Below are 22,355 nucleotides of genomic sequence, written 5' to 3'. Positions count from 1 at the left end.
TATTAATATTTATTAATGCATAATTAGGGTGGTACCGCGGAAATAATAGCTTTCGTCCCTTTGTTATAAGGGAGAGAGCTTTTTTTGTATATGAAATTATACATATGTTTTAAGTTTGAAAATCTAATAAAATCAAAAAGACAAATACATATTTATGGAGGAAAAGTTATGAAATTTACAAAGACAAATGATTTAAGAGATGCATATTTAAAATTTTTTGAAAGTAAGGATCATTTAAAATTAGAAAGTTTTTCTTTAGTTCCACAAAATGATAAAAGCTTATTGTTAATAAATGCTGGTATGGCTCCATTAAAGCCGTATTTTACTGGTTTACAAGAACCACCTAAGAAGAGAATTACTACTTGTCAAAAATGTGTTAGAACAGGTGATATTGATAATGTAGGAATAACAAGCAGACATGGTACATTCTTTGAAATGCTTGGAAATTTTTCATTTGGAGATTACTTTAAGAAAGAAATTATTCCATGGGCTTGGGAATTTTTAACTGGTATTTTAAAATTACCTAAAGAAAAATTGTATGTAACTATATATTTAGATGATGATGAAGCATATGAATATTGGACTACTCTTACTGATGTAGACAAATCTCATATATTTAGATTAGGTAAAGAAGATAATTTTTGGGAACATGGCGCAGGTCCTTGCGGTCCTTGTACAGAAATTCATTTTAGCAGAACTGATGAAGTACCAACGAATTCAGAAGAGTTTGTAGAACTTAGTGATGCAGATAAGATTATAGAAGTTTGGAATCTTGTATTCACTCAATTTGATGGTGATGGGAAAGGTAATTATGAAAAATTAGCTAGTACTAATATAGATACTGGAATGGGTCTTGAAAGACTTGCAGTTGTAATGCAAAACAAAAATAGCATATTTGAAATTGATACATTAGAAAATATATTAAAAGAAGTTGGAAATCTTGCAAGTGTTAAATATGGAGAAGACAATAAAATTGATGTGTCTTTAAGAATTATAACTGATCATATTAGATCAATAACTTTCATGATTTCAGATGACATTATGCCATCAAATGAAGGAAGAGGATATGTTTTAAGAAGATTACTTAGAAGAGCTGCAAGACATGGAAAAACTCTTGGTATTAAAGATGCATTCCTTTGTAACTTATGTGATGTAGTTATTAGAGATTGTAGTAGTGCGTATCCAGATTTAGAAGCGAAAAAAGAGTATATTAAAAAGGTTATAAAAATAGAAGAAGATAAGTTTAGAGAAACTTTAGATTCTGGTATGGAAATACTAAATAATCTTATAAGCGAATTAAAAGAAAACAATGAAAAAGTTTTAAAAGGTGCCGATGGATTTAAATTATATGACACCTTTGGATTCCCAATGGAACTTACAAAAGAAATATTAGAAGATGAAGGCTTATCTCTTGATGAGGACGGTTTCCATGAAGAAATGAAGGAACAAAGAGAAAGAGCTAGAAGTGCAAGAAAAACTTCTAATTATATGGGAACAGATGTAAAAACATTAGATATAATCTCAGGTGAAATTGAAACTACTTTTGATGGATATGAAAATGATAGCTTAATTGCTGAAGTTAAAACTTTAGTTAATGGAGAAGATTTTACAGATTCAATAACAGAAGGTAATAATGCTGTTGTAGTTACAGATGTTACTCCTTTCTATGCTGAAATGGGTGGCCAAATAGGAGATACAGGTATAATACACAATGAAAACTTTAAGGGCAAAGTTTTAGATACTAAGAAAAATATCGGTGGCAAGATAATTCATTTTGTTGAAGCTATAAGCGGAGAACTTAAAGTTGGAGATAAAGTAACATTAGAAGTTGATAATGCTAGAAGAGAAAATATAAAGAGAAATCATACAGCTACACATCTTTTAGATGCAGCATTAGTTAAAGTATTAGGTTCTCATGTTCATCAAGCAGGTTCATATGTTAGTGCTGATAGATTAAGATTTGACTTCTCTCATTTTGAAGGTGTAAAAGAAGAAGAATTATTAAAGGTGGAACAATTAGTAAATGAAGCTATAATGAGTGTTACACCTGTTAATACTACAGAAATGGACTTACAAGAAGCTAAAAATTCAGGAGCTGTAGGTATATTTGATGATAAATATGCTGAAAAAGTAAGAGTAGTATGTGCTGGAGAATATTCTAAAGAATTATGTGGGGGAACTCATATAGATAATACAGGTAAAATTGGATTATTTAAAATAATATCTGAAAATGGAATAGCAGCTGGAACAAGAAGAATAGAAGCTGTAACTGGAATGGAAGCATATAAATTAGTAAATGAAAAAGCTGAATTATTAAAACAAATTTCAGGAAAATTAAAATGTTCAGAAAAAGAAATTACAAGTAAATTAGATCAACAATCTAAAGAAATGAAAGAAAAAGAAAAAGAAATTACTAACTTAAAATCTAAATTTGCTTCAATGGAAATTAATGATATAATTAACTCAGCTAAAGATGTTAAAGGTATAAATATAGTTACTTATGGATTAAAAGATGTTGATGGAGAGGCATTAAGAGGACTTTGTGAAAAAGTTAGAGATAAAGTTAATAATTCATTAACTTTACTTACAAGTTCAATAGATGGAAAAGTTGTAATATGTGCTATGGCTGATAAAGAAGCAGTATCAAAAGGAGCTCATTGTGGTAAAGTAATTAAAGAAGCAGCAACGATCCTTGGCGGAGGCGGTGGTGGAAGACCAGATATGGCCCAAGCTGGAGGTAAATTACCAGAAAAAATAAGTGAAGCACTTGATTCTGTTTATAAAATAGTTGAAACTTTAGTAAAGTAGTATACTTTTTAATAAATATAGGTTATAATAATATATAAGAATACTGTATATAATATAAATTTGTCATTAAGAATCATATTTCATTAATATGTGAATAAATGAATAATTTATAATAATTATGGTGATGCTATATATGGAAATAGTTTCTTTTTGATATATTGTAAGGGGGTGAGCTGCAAGAGCAGCAATCTTATGAGTAAAAATATTGAACATACAATGCAATTTGATTTAAACAAGACTAAGGAAGCTTTAACAAAAGCAATATTAACAGAGGTTTATGATTCACTACAACAAAAGGGTTATAATCCTATAAATCAACTAGTTGGATATTTAATTTCAGGAGACCCTACTTACATTACGAATTACAACGGAGCAAGAGCTTTAGTAAGAAAGCTTGAAAGAGATGAAATACTTGAAGAAGTTATAAAATCTTATTTAGAGATAAAGTAAAGAGTGCCCGTATTAGCGGGCGCTCTTATTTTTTAAGAGGTGCTTTAATTTGAGAATATTAGGTTTAGACTTAGGAAAAAAAACTATAGGAGTAGCTATATCTGATCCACTAGGCTTTACAGCACAAGGTATAACTACAATAAGAAGAGCAAATAAAGAAAAAGACATGGAAGAATTAAGAAAAATTTGTGATGAATATAAAGTAGAAACTATAGTTATAGGACTTCCTAAAAACATGAATGGAACAATAGGACCATCAGGAGAAATAGCTATGGAAATGGGCAAACTAGTAGAAGAAGCTTTAAATATAAAAGTAGAATTTTGGGATGAACGTTTAACAACAGTTGCAGCTCATAAAGCTATGCTTGAAGCAGATCTTTCAAGAAGTAAGAGAAAAAAGATAGTTGATAAGGTGGCATCAACATACATACTTCAAGGATATTTAGATAGAATATCTAAATAATATTGAAATTTATAACAGATTAATATAGACAAAGTTCTTGGTTTCATATAGAGTTATGATTAAAATATGAAAATTGAGAATGGATATCTTTAAGCATATAATTAATATACTTTAAAAGAGTAATAAATCTTGAACTTATAGAATTAAGAGTATTGTTTATATTAGTTATGTGAACAGAAAATATAAGAGTTATGGAAGGAGCATTTAAAATGCAAAAAGACGTAGAATATATAGAATTATTAGATGAACAAGGAGAACAAATTAAATTTAAGGTGATAACTTATTTCCAAATAGACGAAATAAATGGGGAATATGTTGTAGTGACTCCGGCAGAAAATGATGAATGTGATGAAGCATTTGTATTAAAAGTTATATCTGATGAAGATGGCAATGAAACTCTTGTTTCAATAGAAGATGAAAAAGAATTTGATTTAGTTGAAGAAGCATATAATCTTGTTATGTCAGAACAAGAGTAAAATTTTATAAATTAACTTATATTTTATAAAGTGAGGTGTTATTATGGAGCAATCAACTTCAATAGATATGAATGCCTTGAAAGAAGACTTAAAAAGAAAAGGGTATAAATTAACTGCGCAAAGAAGATCTATTGTTAATGCCATTATTGAGACAGAAGGAAAGCATTTAACAGCAGAAGAAATATATGATGAAGTTAAAAAAAGTTGTCCTGAAATAGGATTAGCAACTGTATATAGAACTATTATTCTTTTAGAGGAATTAGGTATAATATGCAGATTAGAATTGAATGACGGTTGTAGTAGATACGAGTTAGTTCACTCTAATGAAACTCATAGACATCATCATCTTGTATGTAATATATGTAATAAAGTCTTAGAAGTTGAAGATGATTTATTAGAGGATTTGGAAACACAAATAGAGACACAATACAAATTTAAAATATCTGATCATAGTGTTAAATTTTATGGATTATGTGAAGAGTGTCAAGAAAAAAATAAAAATGAATAAAAGAATTTCTTATAAATTAAGAAGTCTTTAATTATAAAATATTAAAAGAAGAAGGAGGGGAAACATGAAAAACGAAAGAGCTAAGGTTAAAATTATTCCTTTAGGTGGTATAAATGAAATCGGTAAGAACATCACAGCCATTGAATATAAAGAAGATATCGTAGTAATTGACTGTGGACTTAAATTCCCAGATGACGATATGTTTGGGATTGATATTGTTATTCCGGATGTTTCATACCTTATTAAAAACAAAGATAGAGTTAGAGGAATATTTTTAACACACGGGCATGAGGACCACATAGGTGCATTACCTTACGTTTTAAAACAACTTAATGTTCCTATTTATGGTACTAAACTTACTCTTGGAATCGTTGAAACAAAATTGAAAGAGCACGGTTTACTTTCAACTACAGAATTAGTTACAATAAAGCCAAGAGATACGATAAAGTTAAATAATGTTTCAGTAGAATTTATAAAAACCAATCACTCAATTGCAGATTCAGTAGCAATTGCAGTTCATACACCACTTGGAGCGGTACTTCATACGGGGGATTTTAAAATCGATTATACTCCAATTGATGGAGAAATAATGGATTTTGCAAGATTTGCAGAATTAGGTAAAAAAGGCGTTTTAGCAATGTTAGCAGATTCAACAAATGTTGAAAGACCAGGTTATACAATGTCAGAAAAAACAGTGGGTGAGAGTTTTATTAGGCTTTTTGATAATGCGAAAGGCAGAATTATAGTTGCTACATTTGCATCAAATGTTCATAGAATTCAACAAATCATAACAGCAGCACAAATTTATGGCAAAAAAGTTGCGGTATCTGGAAGAAGTATGGAAAATATAGTTCAAGTTGCAATAGAATTAGGATATTTAACTATAGAAAAAGATGTATTTGTATCTGTAGATCAAATATCAAAATATCCAAATGAAAAAATTGTTATAATAACAACAGGAAGCCAAGGAGAGCCAATGTCAGCATTAGCTAGAATGGCAGCATCTGAACATAAAAAGATAAATATAATTGAAGGTGATACTGTAATTATTTCAGCAACGCCAATTCCAGGTAATGAAAAACTAGTTTCTAAAGTTATTAATCAGTTATTTAAAAAAGGTGCTGAAGTAATATATGAGTCTTTAGAAAAAGTACATGTTTCTGGTCATGCTTGCCAAGAAGAATTAAAATTAATGCAAAGACTAGTAAAACCAAGATTCTTTATTCCAGTACATGGAGAATATAGACACTTAAAGCAACATGGAGAATTGGCTATAAGTCTTGGACTTTCAGAAAAAAATCTTTTAATACCTGAAAATGGTGATGTAATAGAAGTTACAAGAAAGAGCATTAAGAAAAGCTGTACTGTTTCAGCTGGGCAAGTATTTGTAGATGGATTAGGGGTAGGAGATGTTGGAAATATAGTATTAAGAGATAGAAAACATCTATCACAAGATGGTATATTGACTGTTGTAGTTACAATGGAAAGACATACTGCTAATGTAATTGCAGGTCCAGATATAATTTCAAGAGGATTTGTATATGTAAGAGAATCAGAAGGTCTTATGGATCAAGCAAAAGAACTTGTTAGAAAAGTTTTAAAAGATTGTGAAGAAAAGAATATTACTGATTGGGCTACATTGAAATCTAGAATGAGAGATGAATTAAGAGAACTTCTTTATGAAAAAACAAAAAGAAAACCAATGATTTTACCAATAATTATGGAAATTTAAAATTATTGGTAAAGAGTATCGTGTATAATTGAGTTGACTTTTGTAGAATAACAGTTTAAAATAAAAAACAGTGGTTATAGAAGATTGGATACTTTTTTGTATCCAATTTTCTTTTGGAGAAAAAAAGTTATAGGTTTACATAGAGTAAAAATTAAACTGTCCATACATTAAATAATTATTTTTGGAGGAATTTACATGGAACTAATAAAGAGAGAAGATATAAGAAATATAGCAATTATTGCTCACGTTGACCATGGTAAGACAACTTTAGTAGATGCCCTATTAAAGCAAAGCCATGTTTTTAGAAGTAATGAAAAAGTACAAGAAAGAGTAATGGATTCAAATGATTTAGAAAAAGAAAGAGGAATCACTATTCTTTCAAAAAATACAGCAGTACAATATAAGGATATTAAGATAAATATAGTAGATACTCCAGGACATGCGGATTTCGGTGGAGAAGTTGAACGTGTATTGAAAATGGTTGATTCGGTTTTATTAGTAGTAGATTCATATGAAGGTCCTATGCCTCAAACTAAGTTCGTTTTAAAGAAAGCTTTAGAATTAGGATTAAAACCAATAGTTGTAATAAATAAAATAGATAAACCAGATGCAAGACCAGAAGAAGTTATAGATGAAGTTTTTGATTTATTCTTAGAATTAGGAGCAAATGATGAACAATTAGACTTCCCAATCATATATGCATCAGCTAGAGAAGGTTTTGCTAGAAATAATGTTGAGGATACTAACAATGACATGATTCCTTTATTTGAAAAGATAATAGAACATGTTCAAGCACCAGAAGGTTACATAGACGAACCATTACAAATGTTAGTTACTACATTAGATACAAACGAATATGTTGGTAAAATTGCTATAGGTAAGATTCACAGAGGAAAAGTGAAGAAAAACCAAACAGTTGCCTTAGTAAAAATTGATGGAAGTACAGCAAATTATAAGATAACAAGTGTATTTACTTATGATGGATTAAAAAGAATAGAAGCAGATGAAGCAGCACTTGGAGATATAGTTGCAGTAAGTGGTGTTACTGATGCAAACATAGGAGAAACTATTGCAGATTCTCAAAATCCAGAAGCTTTACCATTTGTAAATATAGATGAGCCAACTCTTAGCATGAACTTTATGGTAAACAATTCACCTTTTGCAGGAAAAGAAGGAGAATTCGTTACATCAAGACATTTAAGAGATAGATTATTTAAAGAATTAGAAACGAACGTAAGTTTAAGAGTAACAGAACTTACACCAGATTGCTTTGAAGTTTCAGGTAGAGGAGAACTTCATCTTTCAGTACTTATTGAAACAATGAGAAGAGAAGGTTATGAATTCCAAGTTTCAAAAGCAAGTGTTATATTTAAAGAAGAAAATGGTCATAAAGAAGAACCGATGGAATATTTAACAATTGATGTTCCAGAAGAATTCATGGGACCAGTTATGGAAAAATTAGGACCAAGAAAAGCTGAAATGGTTAATATGACATCAGCTGTTAACGGATATACAAGATTAGAATTTATAGTTCCAGCAAGAGGATTAATTGGATTCAGAAATGAATTTATGACTGATACTAAGGGAAATGGTATAATGAACCATGTATTCCATAGCTATGATAGATATAAAGGTGAAATTCCAACTAGAAGTAGAGGATCTATAGTTTCATTTGGAGATGGAGAATCTATTGCTTATGGATTATTTAATGCTCAAGAAAGAGGACAATTATTTATAACATCAGGTCTTCCAGTATATGAAGGAATGGTTGTAGGTGTATCATCTAGAGCAGAGGATATAGATATTAATATCTGTAAAGGTAAAAAACTTACTAATACAAGATCTTCAGGTGCTGATGAAGCAGTAAAATTAATTCCACCATTAGAAATGAAGCTTGAACAATGTTTAGAATTCATAAATGATGATGAATTAGTAGAAGTTACACCAAAGAATATAAGAATGAGAAAAACTGTATTAGGTAGTTCTGAAAGAAAGAAATTAGTAAGCAGAAGTAAAAAATAATATAAGTTCTTATGTTTAAAATAATATAAAAAGATATTATAATAAAGTAAATGGTCTTATGACTATTTACTTTATTATATATTACGGAGGAACTTTATGAAGAAGCTTAAATCCTTTAAAAAGAACATCATATTAACTTTAAGTCTTTTTTTAATAGTTTTATGTGCTATATTATTATTTTCATATAAAAAGAGTATATCAAAACCTCTAAAGGGAAATGAAGATGTAATTTCTATAGAAGTTAGACATGGCGAAGGAATTTATTCAATATTGGATAGGTTAAATAGAGAAAATAAATTATCTAATAAGTATTTTATAAAACTTAATTTAATGTTTAATAAAAAAGACATGAATCTTCAAGAGGGGATATATGAAGTTAACTCTAATGTTAATTTGTCACAATTAATAAATACATTAAACAATCAAGAAGACAATAAAAATGTTAAGAAATTAGTAATTCCAGAAGGATATACAATAGATCAAATATCTTCTAAAATTGAAGAAGAAGGAATTTGTTCGAAAGAAGATTTTATAAATGCAATAAAGAGTTATAAATTACCAAGTTTTATAAAAGAAGATTCTAATAAGAGATACAATTTAGAGGGGTTCTTATATCCAGATACATATTTTATTAAAAATGGTTCTAATGCAGAATCAGTAGTTGACTTAATGTTTAATAGATTTTTAGAAGTATTAGTAGAAATTGAAAATGAAGATGGAATTGACATAAAAGACAATGAAATTGAAAAATTAATAACTATTGCGTCAATGATAGAAAAAGAAGCTAGATATGATTATGATAGAGATTTAATTTCTTCTGTTGTTTATAATAGATTAAAAGACAATATGAAATTGCAATTAGATGCCACAGTAATATATGGACTTGGTTATCATGTAGATGTAGTATTAAATAAGCATTTGGAAGTTAACTCCTTATATAATACATATAAATATGTTGGCTTACCAATAGGACCAATAGCAAATCCAGGTAAGGCATCTATAAGAGCTACATTATTTCCTAAAGAAACAAATTATTTGTTTTATATATTAAAAGAAGATGGATATCATTATTTTACTGATAGTTATGATGATTTTTTAAAGAAAAAAGAAGAATTGGGATATTAGTTTAGTATGGAGGATTTAAATGAGTAAAATTACATATGATTATATGGAAGATTATATAAGAGGTTTAATTCCTGATAGAAAAGGAATATTAAAAGAAATAGAAGATTTTGCAAAAGAAAATGCTGTTCCTATAGTTCAAAAAGAAACAGGGGTATTTTTAGAGTTTATGGTAAATATGAAAAAACCACTTAGAATTTTAGAACTTGGTACAGCTATAGGTTTTTCATCTATATTAATGTATGAAGCTGCAAAAACTAATCCAGAAATTATAACAATTGAGAGAGATGAAAAAATGATAGAATTTGCTAAATTAAATTTGAAAAAATTTAATTTAGAAGATAAGATAAAAATAGAACAAGGCGATTGTCTTGAAGTTTTAGAAAAATTAGAAGAACCTTTTGATTTAATATTTATGGATGCAGGTAAAGGTCACTATAATCATTTTCTTCCACATTGTTTAAGATTGTTAAAACAAGATGGGATTATTATAGCTGATAATGTTTTATTTAGAGGTATGGTAGCTTCTAATGAGCTTGTTAAAAGAAGAAAGATAACTATAGTTAAAAGAATGAGAACATATTTAGACATGGTTACTAGTGATGAAAAGCTAATAACAACAGTAATACCTATGGGAGATGGTATTGCAGTGACAAAAAGGAGGTAATTTAAAATGAGAAAACCAGAAATTTTAGCACCAGCTGGAAATTTAGAAAAATTAAAAATTGCAATAGATTTTGGAGCAGATGCTGTATATTTAGGTGGAGGAAAACTAAATTTAAGGGCGTTTTCAAATAATTTTACTAATGAAGAAATGGCAGAAGGAATAAAGTATTGTCACGAAAGAGGTAAAAAAGTATATGTTACTTTAAATGTTTTCGCAAGAAATCAGGATTTAAAGGGTGCAGGAGAATATATTAAAAGCTTATATGATTTAGGTGTGGATGCAATTATTGTAGCAGATCCATCATTAATTGCTATAGCAAAAGAAGCTGCTCCAGATCTTGAACTACATTTAAGTACTCAAGCAAATACTGTTAACTGGGTAGCAACTAAGTTTTGGCATGATTTAGGAGTAAAGAGAGTTGTATTAGCAAGGGAATTAACTTTTAATGAAATAAAAACAATAACATCTAATATTCCAGAGGATTGTGATATAGAAGCATTTGTGCATGGTTCAATGTGTATAGCGTATTCAGGAAGATGTTTAATATCTAATTATATGCTTGGAAGAGATTCTAATAAAGGAGTATGTTCAAATGCATGTAGATATAAATATCATCTTATGGAAGAAACAAGACCAGGTGAATATTATCCAGTAGTTGAAGATGAAAATGGTACATATATAATGAACTCTAAAGATTTATGTATGATTAATTATATACCAGAACTTGTACAAAGTGGAATATACTCATTTAAAATAGAAGGTAGAATGAAAAGTGAATTTTATGTAGCTTCTGTTGTAAAAGCATATAGAGAGGCACTAGATGCTTATTGGGAAGATCCAGAAAATTATAAATTTAAAGAAGAGTGGATGGATACATTAAATAAAATAAGCCATAGAAAATATCATACTGGTTTCTTCTTAGGTAGAATGGGTGAACAAAATTATGAAGAATCATCTTATGTAAGAGACTATGATATTGTAGGTATGGTTAAAGAATATGATCCTGAAACTAAAATAGCTACAATACTACAAAAAAATAGAGTATTTGAAAATGATGAAGTAGAGATATTAAGACCGCATACACCATATTTTAAAGTTAAACTTTTAGATATGTTTGATGCAGAAAAAAATGTTAAAACTGATGTTGCCAATAGAGCACATATGATATTTAAAGTGAAAGTTGAAAAACCATTACAAAAAAATGATATGTTAGTAAAATCTAATAAAGTACTTTCATTATAAAATAAATAAAATATTTTATTTTTGAATAAAACACCTTATCTAAGGCTAAAATTTAAGCTGAAGAGAGGTGTTTTTTATTTTTACTGATAAATATAGCATAAAGAAGAGATTGCTAAAGATTCTGGCTTTTTTTATTACACTAATAATAGTGTTGAGTATGAGATTGTATATGTTACAGGTACATCCATCAGAAAAAGTACAGGTATCTTATCAAAATCATCAAATGGAAAATATAAGTAATATAAAATACATGATTTTAGATACTAATGGAAAAGATTTGATGAAGTATAATAAAAAATATGTTTTAGTTGTTGATATTAAGCCTTTTAGTTTGAATAATTATGAGGAGACACTAGAGGATTTAATGGCTTTAAATTTTATAATGAAATCTGAAAATCCTGATTTTAATTATGCAGAAATAATGAAATCACAAGGAAAGATTTATTATAATATTTCAGAAGAAACTTATAATAAAATAAATAAACTTCAAAATATAAAAGGAATTTACACATATATCTTTGATGAAGTAGATACAAAAAAAGCATGGAGTGTTAGTAGCTTTTTAGCTAATATATTAGATGAAAATCAAGTTGAAGGATCTTTGCAAGAAAATCTTCAAGGATACCTAAAAAATAATGATTTGCCTAAAAAAAATTTTTATTTAGATAATAAGTCTGTATATGCTAAAGAAGTAGTTAATATAAATGATGATAATAATAATTTGAAATTAACTATTGATAAAGATATGGAAGATAAAATAAGAAGTATACTTGAAAAAGAAGAATATAAGTATTTAAAAAATGTTGGAGTAAGTATCATAGAAAGTGATACTGGAAAGATAAGAGCTTTAGTACAAAAAGATGAAAGTGAAGCTAATATAAACTTGGGTATCCAAGAAATTGGGTATGAACCAGGATCAATATATAAAATAATTACATTGGCCTCTGCATTAGAAATGGGTTTGGTAAATGTAAATGATACATTCAATTGTAGTGGAAATATATGTAGGGAAGGTCATGGAAGATTAACAGTCAAAAATTCATTAGTAAGATCTTGTAATGATATATTTGCTAAAATTGGTTCTTTAGTAGGATATGATAAGTTGATGGAATATTCTAAAGAACAAGGTTTGTATAATAGAGTTTTAAACTTAGAAGGAGAAAATAAAAATGAAACTTGTGGAATAAAACCTAAAGAAGATGCAGGAATGAACAATATATCAATAGGTCAATGTATGAATGTTTCGCCAGTTCAAATGTTAGGGGCTGTAAATACTGTAGTGAACAATGGAATATATGTAAAGCCGTATATTGTAGAAAGTATTTTAGATAAAAATGATAATGTAGTAAAAGAATTTAAAAGTGATGAGAAAAAAATTTATAGTGAAATAACATCAAGACTTGTTAAAGATGGAATGAAAGAGGTTGTAGTAAGAGGTACAGGAATAAAAGCATATATAGCAGATTTAGATATAGGCGGAAAAACAGGTTCAGCTACAGCTAGTGATGGAAATACACATGGATGGTTTTCAGGGTATTTTAAATTTAATAACAAAACATATACTATGGTAGTATTTATACCGAATATAGAACTACAAAATTTAGCAACTAATGTGGAACTTGGTGGAGGAGACACGGCTGCTCCCATATTTAAAGATATAGTTAAAACATTAAATAATAAATAAATATAATAAAATAGAAATGAATAAGCAACTTTTTTAATTTCTAAACATATTATAGTATCAAGCACTGTTATGGAGGAAAAAGGTGTTTGTATTAAATGGTTTCATAGAATTGATATGTAATTCTCTATTTTTAACAGGATATATAAGTAGCGGAAATACATTTCCCAACCCGCTTAATGAAAGTGAAGAGGAAGAATACTTAAAAAGACTTAAAGATGGAGATAAGACAGCCAAGGGTGTTTTAGTTGAAAGAAACTTAAGATTGGTAGCACATATAGTAAAGAAATATTCTTTTCCTAATAAAGATGTAGATGAATTAATCTCTATTGGAACTGTTGGATTAATTAAAGCGATTGATTCGTTTGATTCTAGTAAGGGTACTAGACTTGCTACTTATGCCTCTAGGTGCATAGAAAATGAAATCTTAATGTTGTTTAGAAATAATAAAAAACAAAAAAGTGAAGTATATCTGCAAGATCCTATTGGAGTAGATAAGGAAGGAAATGAAATTTGTCTTATCGATATATTAAGTAGTGATAGTGATTCGGTTTTAGAAAAAGTAGAGAATAACCTACAGATCAAAGACCTATATAAAAAAATTAAAGATTCTTTAACTAAAAGAGAAAGTACAATACTTATAATGAGATATGGATTGATAGATGGAAACAGAAAAACTCAAAGGGAGATAGCAGGGATGTTAGGAATTTCTCGTTCTTATGTATCTAGAATAGAAAAAAAAGCTTTAAAAAAACTAAAAAAAGAATTATTTGGTAAAATTTAAAGTCAAAATAAGGTGTAGCTAAAAAGCGCACCTTATTTTAATATAAAAAACTATTAATTATATTGAAAAATATGATAATCTTATTATAGGAAGATTATTTTTAGAATAAATTAAAAAAGGTTTTATTTTTTAAAAATATATTTTAATATTTAATGGGGGATGAGTATGTCAAATATCGACAAAATGATAAAAAGCATTGATTTAAATAATGTTTCTGATATTCATATTTCTTCTGGGTTACCTCCAATGATTAGAATAGATGGTAATTTAAAAAGTGCTAGTAACTTAGTAATTAATCATGAAACAGTAGCTCAATACATTAGAGAACTAGCACCAGAAAGATTTGAAGAATTTTTAGAAGAAGGGGATATTGATTTTAAGTATCAACCTGAAGGTATGGGGAATTTTAGAGGTAATGCATATAAGTGTAAAGGGAATTATTCTATTTGTTTAAGAGTGATAAAACAACGTATACCTAAAATTAGTGATATAACAAATGCACAAATACTAAAAGATTTTACAAAACTGAATGATGGATTAGTATTAGTAACAGGTCCTACAGGATCAGGTAAAAGTACAACACTCGCGGCCATGATAAATGAAATTAATAACACAAAAGAGAAACATATAATTACATTAGAAGATCCTATTGAGTATATCTATGATAATAATAAATCAATAATAAATCAAAGAGAAGTTGGTCAAGATACTAAGAGCTATGTTATGGGACTAAGAGCTGCATTAAGGCAAGATCCAGATGTTATATTAATTGGAGAAATGAGAGATACTGAAACAATAGAAGTGGCATTAAGAGCAGCTCAAACAGGTCATTTGGTATTTTCAACACTTCATACAATGGGAGCTGCTAATAGTATTTATAGAATAATTAACTCTTTTGATAATAAAGAACAAAATGAAATTAAAGTACAACTTTCTTCGTTGTTGAGAGGAGTTGTATCACAAATTTTATTACCTAATGCTACAGGTGTTGGAAGAACTGCAGCACTAGAAATTATGACATGCACTACTAGTATAAAGAATTTAATAAGAGAGGGAAATTATGAGCAGATCAATAGTTTTATTCAAATGGGGTCTAAGTATGGAATGCAAACTATTGATATGGATTTGAAAAGATTGGTTAATGAAAATATAATAGTTAAAGAAGAGTATATAAAATGGAAATCAAACAATAATTAAAATTAACAAAGTAATAAAAAGGAATTTTAATTGTTATGTTGAATATAAATAGGAAACAGTATACTTTTCTGCAAGGAGGTAAGAAATAAAATAATGCAAGAAGAAATAATTGCATCAATAGACTTTGGAAGTAAGAAGCTATCAGCTTCTCTTGCAGCAAAAAAAGATGAAGAGGATATGCAAATACTTGGTGTTAAGTATTGTAAATCTAAAGGAATTGAAAAAGGAATAATTAAAGATGTTGACAAGTGTCGAGAAGTTTTAAAAACTCTTTTAAAAGATTTAGAAGATAAAAGTGGTAGGAAGATAAAAAATATTTCAGCAGGGATATCAACAAGAAATATTAGAATAACTGAAGTCACTGTTTCTATTTCATTAATAGAGGGGATCGCTAAAAAAGAAGATATAAATGAAGCATTAAAAAAGGCTAGAAACGCTACTTCTATTAGTGACAATGAAATTCTAATTGATACGTTGATTAATTTTTATATCTTGGATGGAAAAGTTTTACATAGAGATATATTAAATTGGCGAGGTAATAAATTAGATATAAATTTAACTTTAATAATAGGATTAAAAGATGAAATTACTAAATATTATGAGATTTTTAAAGGCACTAATTACAATCTATCTAATATAAAGTTAAATATATTGTGTGGTAAACAGATATTTTTAACTGAGGATGATGTAGGAGATAAAGTTTTAGTAGATATAGGTGCAGGCAATATAGATATGGCTATATTTAGTAATGGAATTCCTAAATACATTGGTAGTATACCTTTAGGCGGAAGTAATATTTCTAAAGATTTGGCAATTTGTGGAGAGCTTTCATTTTCGGAAGCTGAGAATATAAAAATAATTTATTCTAGTAATTATGAAACTTTGTATAAAGATAATAAAATAGCGGACGAAATAGAAGTTGGAACATTAAAGATATCAAAATCATTATTTTATGAAGTTATTAATGCTAGAATTGAAGAAATACTAAATTATATTAATAGAGAGTTAAAAAACACTGGTCATTATGATAGAATTTGTAGTATAATTCTATATGGTAGTGGATTAAATTATTTTGAGAATATAAGCAATTTCGTTAATGATATTTTGAAAATTTCAGCTACAGTTATAACAAAAGATGATTTAGGGATAAAAAATCCTGAGAATATAACATCTTTAGCTGTGGTCAAGGAAGTTTATGATAATTTAGATTTAATTTCATATGAGTATAAAAATTCACAGAAGGTTAATGATATTGTTATAAGTAAAAATGAAGAAGAAAAAATAGAAAACAAAGCAAGTAAGAGTGTTTTAAAGAAAGTCAGAGATTTTTTAGAGGGAATTTTCTAAAGGAGGAGTTATTTTGTTAGATTTTGATGGGGATATTCAAGAATTAACTAATATAAAAGTAATAGGCTGCGGAGGTGGCGGTAGTAATGCTGTAAATCGAATGATAGTTGAAGGGTTAAAAAATGTAGAATTTATAGCAATTAATACAGATAAACAAGCATTAATGCTTTCACATGCAGATCAAAAAATTCAAATTGGAGAAAAGTTAACAAAAGGCTTAGGTGCTGGAGCTAACCCTGAAATAGGGAAAAAAGCAGCAGAAGAAAGTAAAGAAGAAATTTCAGCTGCAATAAAAGGTGCTAATATGGTATTTATAACTGCAGGAATGGGTGGCGGAACTGGAACTGGTGCTGCTCCGATAGTTGCAGAAATAGCTAAGTCTATGGAAATATTAACTGTAGGTGTAGTTACAAAGCCTTTCCCATTTGAAGGTAAGAGAAGAATGAGACATGCAGAAATGGGTATAGAAACATTAAAACAAAAAGTAGATACATTGGTTATTATTCCAAATGAAAGACTACTTAGAATGGCAGATAAGAAGACTACATTATTAGATTCATTTAAATTAGCTGATGATGTGTTAAGACAAGGTGTACAGGCAATTTCTGACCTAATTACTATTACTGGTGTAATTAATGCGGACTTTGCAGATATAAAGGCAGTTATGCTTAATAAAGGATTAGCTCATATGGGGGTCGGTTTTGGAAGTGGAGATAATAGAACTCAAGATGCAGTTCATCAAGCAATTTCATCTCCATTATTAGAAACATCAATTGAAGGTGCAACAGATGTTATAATAAACTTCACAGGTGGAGTTGATTTAGGTGCATTAGAAGTTTACGATGCAGCTGATGTTGTGCGTGAAGCAGTAGATCCTGATGCTAATATAATCGTTGGTGCAGTAATTGATGAAACACTTAATGAGGAGATTAGAATTACTGTTATAGCTACAGGATTTGAAGTTCCTAACAATAATATTGCTCCTTCAGAAGTGATAAATAAGGTTACTCAAACTCAAAGAGAAGAGGTACCACAGCCTAAGGCTCCTACACCAGAAGTTGCAGCGACAGTGGAACAACCTAAACAAGAAAGTAATTTTGATGATGATGATCTATTAGATATACCTGTTTTCTTAAGAAGAACTAAAAAGCATTAATACTTAGTATTTTATGAATTTATATATAAGAAAAGCATGCGAGATTAATTAATCTTGCATGCTTTTTTCTTTATACAAATTTTATTGTTTTAATACATGTTATTACTTTTTATAAAGTAATTTATCTATGTTATACAATTAAAGATAGTAATTGATTAAATATAAAAGTATTATTGATTATTAAAAACTAAATGTAAATATATGTAAAAAGTTATGTTCTAAAAATGGCAATATCGTATGCTATTGTGACAAATTTTTAATTAATATAAGTCTATAATAAAACTCAATAGGGGGATTCGTATGGAGGTATATATAGATATTTTAATTTTAGAAAATTTTATAATTAATTTATTTCTTATGATACTAACAATGAAAATACTAAAGTATAAAGTTAAAGATATTCTATTAATATGTTCAGGATTTATAGGAGCATTGTATACGATTGTACTATTATTTCCTGAATTGAATGTGTTAACTTCATTTCCTTGTAGAATAATAATCTTATATATAATGATTAGGATAAGCTATGGTAAAAAAGGTTTTATTAATACAATTAAAGCAATGTGTGTATTTTTATTATTAACATTTACATTAAGTGGATTATGTTTTTTATTTTCACTAAATCAAAATGAATATTTGTTAGGAGAAAGTTTTGAAATAAGCAAGTACTCAATGAAGTATTTGCTATTAGGTGGAATGATAATATATATGTTTTGTAATAGATTAATAGAATATATTAAAAACAAATTAATGGTGAATAATTTTAAGTTTAGTATACAGTTTAAGGTATCTGACAATATGTATGATATAAAAGGTTTCTTAGATACTGGTAATGAACTAAGAGAGCCTGTTAGCAATCTTCCATGTATTTTAATAGAAAAGGATCTTATAAGTACAATTGATTTTAATTGTAAGGATGTCTATTACATACCTTATAGTGCAATTGGGTATGGAGGTAATTTAAAAGGAATAAAGGTAGAATCTATAAAAATAAAAGGTGAAAAATTTTATAATGAAGTGGACGCTATCATATGTCCTTGTAATGAGAAGTTAAGTAAAGAAAATGATTTTAATGCATTGTTATCAAGAGGAGTAATATAAAAGGGGTGTATTATGAGAAGAATGATTTTATTTTTAAATAAGTTATTATCTAGATTTAAATTATTTAGAAGAAAGCTATATTATGTAGGTGGTAGCGATGCACTTCCACCACCATTATCAAAAGATGAAGAAGAAACCTTAGTGAATAATCTTATGCATGGAGACGAAAGTATAAGAAGTATCTTAATAGAAAGAAATTTAAGACTAGTTGTTTATATAGCAAGAAAGTTTGAAAATACAGGTGTTCATGTAGAAGATTTAATTTCAGTAGGAACTATTGGATTAATAAAAGCAGTAAATACTTTTAATCCAGAAAAAAAGATTAAATTAGCAACATATGCATCTAGATGTATAGAAAATGAAATTCTAATGTATTTAAGGAGAAATAGTAAAATAAAAGCAGAAATTTCATTTTACGAACCTTTAAATATAGATTGGGATGGAAATGAATTATTGTTATCAGATATTTTAGGTACTGAAAATGATGAGGTATACAATTTAATTGAAGATGAAGTTGACAAGCAATTATTGTTAATGGCACTTAAAATTTTAAATGATAGAGAAAAAGAAATTGTAAGACTTAGATTTGGGCTAAATGGGACACGAGAAAAAACTCAAAAGGAAGTTGCGGATATGCTTGGAATATCTCAATCTTACATTTCAAGATTAGAAAAAAAAATAATTAGAAGACTAAAAAAAGAAATAAGCAAAATGATTTAGCTTGTCTTTAGTATAAAAGTATTATCTATCGGAGATAATCTTTAATGCAGCAGATTATTACTTCCGAAAGGGTTGGTACTTATGATTATTAATAAGGTGGAAATATGTGGAGTAAATACTTCTAAACTTCCAATGCTTAAAGAAAAAGAAAAGAAACAACTTCTTTTAGCATTAAAAAAAGGAGATTTAAGTGCTAGAGAAACCTTTATAAAAGGCAACCTAAGATTAGTACTTAGTGTTATTCAAAGATTTAATAATAGAGGAGAAAACGTTGATGATTTATTTCAAGTAGGATGTATTGGTTTGATGAAATCAATAGATAATTTTGATTTATCACAAAATGTTAAGTTTTCAACCTATGCAGTACCTATGATAATAGGAGAAATTAGAAGATATTTAAGAGACAATAATTCTATAAGAGTTAGTAGATCATTAAGAGATATTGCATATAAGGCATTAATAGTAAGAGATAAATTTATAAAGGACAATAATAAAGAGCCAACAATATCTCAAATTGCAAAAGAACTAGAACTACCAAGAGAAGAAGTTGTATTTGCGTTAGATGCAATACAAGATCCGGTATCTTTATTTGAACCAATCTATCATGATGGTGGAGATGCAATATTTGTTATGGATCAAATAAGTGATTCGAAAAATACAGATGAAAGTTGGCTTGAAAATATATCCATAAAGGAAGCTATGAAAAAGCTAACAGATAGAGAAAAATTGATTTTAAATTTAAGATTTTTTAGGGGAAGAACGCAAATGGAAGTTGCAGATGAAATTGGCATTTCTCAAGCACAAGTGTCTAGGCTGGAAAAAACAGCTTTAAAGCATATGAGAAAACATGTTTAAAATTAATCCATATGGTATAATAAAAACTGATATTTAACAAATATCAGTTTTTATTATATAAGTAATTAAGTAAAGTTATCATACATATAAATATATAGAATAAATAAATTTTTTAGTTTCATTTGCTGTTTGCTTTGTATTTAAAGCAAATTAAATACAAAATTTATGTATTTAAATACTCATTTGAAACTTATAAATTAGAATTCATTAGCAGGCAAATGTTGTATTTAGTGTTATACAAGAAAGAGTATTACAAATCAGTGTTAATGTATAAAAGTATTTTTTATAGGTAGGGGGATAACTATGGAAGCAGAAATGTATTCACTTAATGCCATGAGATCTATGGAAATAATAGATATATCTACAGGGCGTAAACTTGGTTTTATAAAAGATTTTAAAGTTGATTGTGATGAAAATAAAATAACTTCATTAATTTTACCAAGTACAACTATGAAATCGTGGTTTTTAAAAGATGATGAAATAGAAATTAAGTGGAATGATATAGTAAAAGTTGGAGTTGATGTTATATTAGTTAAATCAAATAATATTCCAGAGTATGATTCTAATAATGGGTAGTAATCAGAACAAAAACTATATATAATAAATTTATAAATACTTTTTACTAAAGTAAAAGAGGTGATTAAAGTGAAATGTCCATTTTGTAATTTTGAAGAAAGCAAAGTTGTTGATTCCAGAGCAACAGATGATAATACTACAATTAGAAGACGAAGAGAGTGCTTAAATTGTAATAAGAGATATACTACGTATGAGAAAATAGAGGATTTTCCTGTTTTAGTTGTTAAAAAAGATTTAACTAGGGAAAACTTTAATAAAGAAAAAATTATTAATGGTCTTATTATTGCTTGTCAAAAAAGACCTGTTTCAAGAAAACAAATAGAAGATATAGCTTATGAAATAGAAAAATCAATTTCTAATAGAATGGTTACTGAAGTTGCATCTAAAGATATAGGTGAAATGGTTATGGATAAACTTAAACAAGTTGATGAAATATCATATGTTAGATTTGCATCGGTCTATAGACAATTTAAGGATATAAATACTTTCTTAGAAGAAATTAAGAATCTCGTAGTTAATTAAAATTAAAATAGTTATTTAAAAAGGATTTTGAATATGTTAGATTTAACTTTCAAATCCTTTTTATATATTAATATATATAATAGTATGTTATATATATGTTATAGAGACGTTAAAAGTTAGTTAATACAATTAATATAAAACTTATAAATGATAAAATTAATGTATAAATTTGGGGGGATAATTCTGAAAAAATTAGACTTAAAAGAAATAGAAAATATAGAAGATTTTATGACAATAAAATTAGACAATACTGCCAAAATAGTATTTTCAAATGCAGAACTTAATAGGAGTTTTAATAGGAATACTGATGAAGGAATTAATCAATTAGAATCACTGAAATATAAATTTAATGTTAGCGAAGTGGTATATTTAAAACAAGTACATAGTGATAATATATTAATTTATAATAATAATGATATTAAAAATGAAGAAGGGGATGCAATAATAACAGATAATAAAAATGTTATTATTGGAGTTTTTACTGCGGATTGTGTTCCTGTTATATTGGTGGATGAGATTAAAAAGGTATCAGCAGCAATTCATAGTGGATGGAGAGGAACATTTAATTCTATTACTTTAAAAACAATAGAAAAAATGAAGAATGAGTTTAAGTGTAATCCTAAAAATATTAAAGCTTATATAGGACCTCATATAAGAAGTTGTTGTTATGAAGTATCAGCGGAATTAAAAGAAAAGTTTTTAAAAAAAAAGAAAGAAATTAAAGAGTTGGATTTATTCAATAAAAATAATTTAAATTTAGAAGAATGTATATTAAATGATTTAAGAAATTCAGGAGTTAAAGAAGAGAATATAAATACTTTAGAATTATGTACATATTGTAGTGAAAAAATTAAATTACATTCATATAGAAAATCAAATGGGGATTATGGTAGAATGTTTACTTTTATAATTTTAGAGTAAGGAGA

General features: G+C 27.7%; 21 protein-coding genes and 1 other annotated feature (1 of these 22 only partly in view). All 21 genes read left to right on the top strand.

The window, feature by feature from the left end:
* Positions 1-63 (top strand) — a binding site (T-box leader); it begins 119 nt to the left of the window's first position.
* Positions 64-168: 105 nt separating this feature from the next.
* The 21 genes from alaS to pgeF all read left to right on the top strand — a co-directional run bounded on the left by alaS (position 169) and on the right by pgeF (position 22,350).
* Entirely contained in the window at positions 169-2,808 is a 2,640-nt protein-coding gene (gene alaS, locus NG901_RS06595; protein ID WP_252212953.1) for an alanine--tRNA ligase, read from the top strand.
* A gap of 192 nt (positions 2,809-3,000) precedes the next feature.
* Complete coding sequence (locus NG901_RS06590; RefSeq protein WP_003372947.1) at positions 3,001-3,258, top strand: IreB family regulatory phosphoprotein; 258 nt, start codon at positions 3,001-3,003, stop codon at positions 3,256-3,258.
* Between the two features lie 49 nt (positions 3,259-3,307).
* Positions 3,308-3,721 (top strand): Holliday junction resolvase RuvX, encoded by a 414-nt coding sequence (gene ruvX / locus NG901_RS06585; RefSeq protein WP_003373859.1) that lies wholly within the window; start codon positions 3,308-3,310, stop codon positions 3,719-3,721.
* Between the two features lie 209 nt (positions 3,722-3,930).
* On the top strand, positions 3,931-4,197 hold the full coding sequence (locus NG901_RS06580; RefSeq protein ID WP_252212952.1) for a DUF1292 domain-containing protein: 267 nt from the start codon (positions 3,931-3,933) through the stop codon (positions 4,195-4,197).
* Between the two features lie 43 nt (positions 4,198-4,240).
* Positions 4,241-4,705 (top strand): Fur family transcriptional regulator, encoded by a 465-nt coding sequence (locus tag NG901_RS06575; protein WP_252212950.1) that lies wholly within the window; start codon positions 4,241-4,243, stop codon positions 4,703-4,705.
* Positions 4,706-4,769: 64 nt separating this feature from the next.
* Positions 4,770-6,437 carry a ribonuclease J gene (locus NG901_RS06570; protein WP_252212948.1) on the top strand — a complete coding sequence of 556 codons (1,668 nt, stop codon included), beginning with the start codon at positions 4,770-4,772 and terminating at the stop codon, positions 6,435-6,437.
* 195 nt (positions 6,438-6,632) lie between these two features.
* Positions 6,633-8,459 (top strand): translational GTPase TypA, encoded by a 1,827-nt coding sequence (typA, locus tag NG901_RS06565; RefSeq protein WP_252212946.1) that lies wholly within the window; start codon positions 6,633-6,635, stop codon positions 8,457-8,459.
* Positions 8,460-8,555: 96 nt separating this feature from the next.
* Complete coding sequence (mltG, locus tag NG901_RS06560) at positions 8,556-9,584, top strand: endolytic transglycosylase MltG (protein ID WP_252212944.1); 1,029 nt, start codon at positions 8,556-8,558, stop codon at positions 9,582-9,584.
* A 19-nt stretch (positions 9,585-9,603) separates the two neighbouring features.
* Positions 9,604-10,248, top strand: a complete 645-nt coding sequence (locus tag NG901_RS06555) for an O-methyltransferase (RefSeq protein ID WP_252212942.1) — start codon at positions 9,604-9,606, stop codon at positions 10,246-10,248.
* A gap of 6 nt (positions 10,249-10,254) precedes the next feature.
* Positions 10,255-11,490: a peptidase U32 family protein gene (locus NG901_RS06550; RefSeq protein WP_252212940.1), complete on the top strand. Its 1,236-nt coding sequence runs from the start codon at positions 10,255-10,257 to the stop codon at positions 11,488-11,490.
* A 169-nt stretch (positions 11,491-11,659) separates the two neighbouring features.
* Entirely contained in the window at positions 11,660-13,174 is a 1,515-nt protein-coding gene (locus NG901_RS06545; protein WP_252213069.1) for a penicillin-binding transpeptidase domain-containing protein, read from the top strand.
* 82 nt (positions 13,175-13,256) lie between these two features.
* The gene (gene sigK / locus NG901_RS06540; protein WP_252212938.1) at positions 13,257-13,955 is read left to right on the top strand and encodes an RNA polymerase sporulation sigma factor SigK; all 699 of its coding nucleotides are present in this window, start codon (positions 13,257-13,259) and stop codon (positions 13,953-13,955) included.
* A gap of 165 nt (positions 13,956-14,120) precedes the next feature.
* Positions 14,121-15,152 carry a type IV pilus twitching motility protein PilT gene (locus NG901_RS06535; protein WP_252212936.1) on the top strand — a complete coding sequence of 344 codons (1,032 nt, stop codon included), beginning with the start codon at positions 14,121-14,123 and terminating at the stop codon, positions 15,150-15,152.
* 93 nt (positions 15,153-15,245) lie between these two features.
* Entirely contained in the window at positions 15,246-16,499 is a 1,254-nt protein-coding gene (locus NG901_RS06530) for a cell division FtsA domain-containing protein (protein ID WP_252212934.1), read from the top strand.
* A gap of 13 nt (positions 16,500-16,512) precedes the next feature.
* Complete coding sequence (gene ftsZ, locus NG901_RS06525; protein WP_252212932.1) at positions 16,513-17,655, top strand: cell division protein FtsZ; 1,143 nt, start codon at positions 16,513-16,515, stop codon at positions 17,653-17,655.
* A gap of 300 nt (positions 17,656-17,955) precedes the next feature.
* Positions 17,956-18,756, top strand: coding sequence for a sigma-E processing peptidase SpoIIGA (locus NG901_RS06520; protein ID WP_252212930.1), 801 nt, complete (start codon positions 17,956-17,958; stop codon positions 18,754-18,756).
* A gap of 12 nt (positions 18,757-18,768) precedes the next feature.
* Positions 18,769-19,476, top strand: a complete 708-nt coding sequence (gene sigE / locus NG901_RS06515) for an RNA polymerase sporulation sigma factor SigE (protein WP_252212928.1) — start codon at positions 18,769-18,771, stop codon at positions 19,474-19,476.
* An 81-nt stretch (positions 19,477-19,557) separates the two neighbouring features.
* Positions 19,558-20,331 carry an RNA polymerase sporulation sigma factor SigG gene (gene sigG / locus NG901_RS06510; protein ID WP_012425713.1) on the top strand — a complete coding sequence of 258 codons (774 nt, stop codon included), beginning with the start codon at positions 19,558-19,560 and terminating at the stop codon, positions 20,329-20,331.
* 303 nt (positions 20,332-20,634) lie between these two features.
* Entirely contained in the window at positions 20,635-20,907 is a 273-nt protein-coding gene (locus NG901_RS06505; protein WP_012424744.1) for a YlmC/YmxH family sporulation protein, read from the top strand.
* Positions 20,908-20,976: 69 nt separating this feature from the next.
* Entirely contained in the window at positions 20,977-21,429 is a 453-nt protein-coding gene (nrdR, locus tag NG901_RS06500; protein WP_252212927.1) for a transcriptional regulator NrdR, read from the top strand.
* A gap of 228 nt (positions 21,430-21,657) precedes the next feature.
* On the top strand, positions 21,658-22,350 hold the full coding sequence (gene pgeF / locus NG901_RS06495; protein ID WP_252213067.1) for a peptidoglycan editing factor PgeF: 693 nt from the start codon (positions 21,658-21,660) through the stop codon (positions 22,348-22,350).
* The last annotated feature ends 5 nt before the right edge of the window (positions 22,351-22,355 follow it).

The sequence above is a fragment of the Clostridium sp. CMCC3677 genome (assembly GCF_023845585.1).
GTDB lineage: Bacteria > Bacillota > Clostridia > Clostridiales > Clostridiaceae > Clostridium > Clostridium aquiflavi.
Note: the sequence above shows the minus strand (reverse complement) of the source record. Positions and strands in the feature narration are given on the sequence as shown.